Origin of the sequence: Pseudomonas edaphica, from assembly GCF_005863185.1 — a bacterium.
GTDB lineage: Bacteria > Pseudomonadota > Gammaproteobacteria > Pseudomonadales > Pseudomonadaceae > Aquipseudomonas > Aquipseudomonas edaphica.
Map to the genome: position 1 here is coordinate 1 of NZ_VBVZ01000671.1, position 3194 is coordinate 3194.

The 3194-nt window shown below is 57.5% G+C and carries 4 protein-coding genes; 2 read left to right on the forward strand and 2 right to left on the reverse strand.

Annotated features, from left to right (window positions below; all coding sequences use genetic code 11):
• Both FEM54_RS28680 and FEM54_RS28685 read left to right on the forward strand, forming a co-directional pair.
• Positions 1-242 (forward strand): CopG family ribbon-helix-helix protein (locus FEM54_RS28680; protein ID WP_138453867.1); only part of this gene is annotated, 242 nt, incomplete at its 5' end.
• The gene (locus FEM54_RS28685) at positions 242-517 is read left to right on the forward strand and encodes a type II toxin-antitoxin system RelE/ParE family toxin (protein WP_080593787.1); all 276 of its coding nucleotides are present in this window, start codon (positions 242-244) and stop codon (positions 515-517) included. The genes FEM54_RS28680 and FEM54_RS28685, both read left to right, overlap by 1 nt.
• Positions 518-576: 59 nt before the next feature.
• Here the strand turns inward: FEM54_RS28685 and FEM54_RS28690 are convergent, their stop codons facing one another.
• Positions 577-1740 (reverse strand): type III PLP-dependent enzyme, encoded by a 1164-nt coding sequence (locus tag FEM54_RS28690; RefSeq protein WP_017138295.1) that lies wholly within the window; start codon positions 1738-1740, stop codon positions 577-579.
• A 494-nt stretch (positions 1741-2234) separates the two neighbouring features.
• A partial coding sequence (locus FEM54_RS28700) for an ABC transporter ATP-binding protein (protein WP_138453868.1) occupies positions 2235-3194 on the reverse strand: 960 nt, incomplete at its 5' end.

A 3194-nucleotide genomic window follows, 5' to 3' on the forward strand; every position in this document is an offset into this window, starting at 1 on the left:
CCGCTCACGTCCCCACCGCCTTGGCGCAAAAAGTCGATCAGATGGCGGCACGGATGGATCGTTCGCGGGGCTGGATCGTTAAGCAAGCGCTCGCCGATTGGGTCGATATGGAGGAAGCACGCAGCCGGCTGACACGAGAGGCCATGGCCGATGTCGATGCCGGTCGGGTGATTGATCAGCAAGCGGTTCAAGCCTGGGCGGATAGTTTAAGCACTGATTCGCCGCTGCCGGTACCTCGCTGATGGAGTTGAAGTGGACCAGTAAGGCCTTATCGGATCTGGCTCGACTTTTCGACTTCCTGGCCGTCGTAAATCGCATGGCGGCGGCGCGTACGGTGCAGTCACTTTCCCAAGCACCTTTGAGCTTGTTAAGTAACCCGCGCATCGGTGAACGCGTTGAAGAATTTGAACCGCGGGACGTAAGACGACTGTTGGTTGGTCATTACGAAATGCGCTACGAAATTCAAGAATCAACACTCTATATTTTGCGTTTATGGCACGTGCGCGAAGATCGTTGAAATGTGCAAGCCCGTAAAAAAACCCATGACATGTCATGGGTTTTTTGTGTGCAGCGTTCTTACACGTAGTAAGACTTCAGCGGCGGGAAGCCATTGAATTCAACCGCGCTGTAGCTGGTGGTGTAGGCACCGGTCGACAACCAGTACAAACGATCACCAATCGCCAGGTTCAGCGGCAGGCCGTACTTGTAGTTTTCATACATGATGTCGGCGCTGTCGCAGGTCGGGCCGGCGATGACCACTTCTTCCATCTCGCCTTTCTTCTCGGTCCAGATCGGGAACTTGATGGCTTCGTCCATGGTTTCGATCAGGCCGGAGAATTTGCCCACATCCGTGTACACCCAGCGCTCGACGGCGGTGCGCGATTTACGTGCAACCAGTACCACTTCGCTGACCAGGATACCGGCGTTGGCGATCAACGAACGGCCCGGTTCCAGGATGATTTCCGGCAGGTCGTCGCCGAAATCTTCCTTGAGGAAGCGGATGATTTCTTCGGCATAGGTTTCCAGGCTGTTGGTACGGGTGATGTAGTTGGCCGGGAAGCCGCCGCCCATGTTGATCAGCTTGAGGTGGATGCCGTCTTCTTCCTTCAGGCGTTCGAAGATCACTTTGACCTTGGCGATGGCGGCATCCCACACGCTGATGTCGCGCTGTTGTGAGCCGACGTGGAAGGAGATGCCGTAAGGCACCAGGCCCAGGTCGCGGGCGAGGATCAGCAGGTCCATGGCCATGTCGGTCTGGCAGCCGAATTTGCGCGACAAAGGCCAGTCAGCCGTGGTCGAGCCTTCGGTGAGGATACGCACATACACTTTGGAACCCGGCGCGGCCTTGGCGATGTTGCGCAGGTCGGCTTCGGAGTCGGTGGAGAACAGGCGCACGCCTTTATCAAAGAAGTAGCGGATGTCCTTGGATTTCTTGATGGTGTTGCCGTAGCTGATACGGTCCGGGCTGACGCCACGGTCCATCACTTTATCCAGCTCGTAGATCGAGGCGATGTCGAAGCTCGAACCCTTGTCTTTCAACAGGTCGATGATCTCGACGGCCGGGTTGGCCTTGACCGCGTAATAGACTTTGGCGAATTCGAAACCGGCGCGCAGGTCATCGTAGGCCTGGCTGATCATCGCGGTGTCGATCACCACGAACGGGGTTTCTTGCTTGTCGGCGAACGCCTTCATTTTGTCAAAAGTGGCGCGCGCGAAATAATCTTCGACGTTGATCGACATGCTGGGAACTCCTAAGGGCAAACTGTAGTAATCAATGGGTGCAACTGAACGTCCTCCGTATCCCCACTTTGGTTCGCCTACTTCCCAAGGCATGTCGCCGAAAGCAAAAAGGCCATGGGATAACCGCGTCCCTTGGCCTTGCTGTCTCGTCGTCAGTACTTGAGCCGGATGGATCGTTTCCAGCATGGACGTTCGGCGCGAACTTTAGGACGTGAGGGGCCATAGATCAACTAAAAATGTCGCGTTTTTGCACGCGTTCGTCGCGGGACCCGGTGCAGCTACTTATGTAACCGACAGGTGTGACGGATTGATGTTCCCCCGGGAGTGTTATTTGAGAGGGATTTGGAGCGCTTTGTGGCGAGGGAGCTTGCTCCCGCTGGGGCGCGAAGCGGCCCCAAAATCAGTCAACCCCGTTTACCTGAAACTATTGAGTCGTCTGTTCTGGGGCTGCTGCGCAGCCCAACGGGAGCAAGCTCCCTCGCCACAGAAGTTAATCAGGCCAGTGCTGTCTCGGCAGGCGACACGATACTGGTCTTGCCCCCACGCGACTTACCGGAACTCAGGTACTCGGCAATCGATTCCTGGGTCACTTCACCGAGGAACACCCGCTCAGCGTCCATCACCGGCAACCACGAACGGTTGAACTCGTACATACGCGACAGCAGGATGCGCAAATGCTCGTCATACGCCGCCGTGGCATTGAACTCGCGCAGGTACTGCCCGCAGGTGCCGGTCTGACGGTGCAGGTCGCGACGTCGTACATACCCCAGTGCCTTGTTCTCGGCGCAGGTGACCACCACATAACGGCGGTCAGTTTCATCCATCAGCTCCAGCGCATCCGCCACCGGAGTTTCCGGGCTCACCGACGGGGCGTTGTCCGCTGCATCTTCGGCTTTCACCAAGAGCAGGCGCTTGAGGGTGCTGTCCTGACCGACAAAGTTACTCACGAACTCGTCAGCCGGGTGCGCCAGCAAGGTGTCCGGATGGTCGATCTGCAGCAGCTTGCCGGCGCGGAAGATCGCAATCTTGTCGCCCAGCTTGATGGCTTCATCGATGTCGTGGCTGACCATGATCACGGTCTTGTTCAGCGCCCGTTGCATCTCGAAAAACTCGTTCTGGATCATTTCGCGGTTGATTGGGTCGACCGCGCCGAACGGCTCGTCCATTAGCAGCAACGGCGCATCCGCCGCCAGCGCACGGATTACGCCGATGCGCTGCTGCTGGCCGCCCGACAATTCGCGTGGGTAGCGATGCAGGTACTGCTTGGGTTCGAGCTTGATCATGCTCATCAACTCGCGGGCGCGGTCGTGGCACGTCTGCTTGTCCCAACCGAGGAGCTTGGGCACCACCACGATGTTTTCTTCGATGGTCATGTTCGGGAACAGGCCGATCTGCTGGATCACATAGCCGATGTTGCGACGCAGGGTCACTTCGTCGAGGTCGGTGGTGTCGTC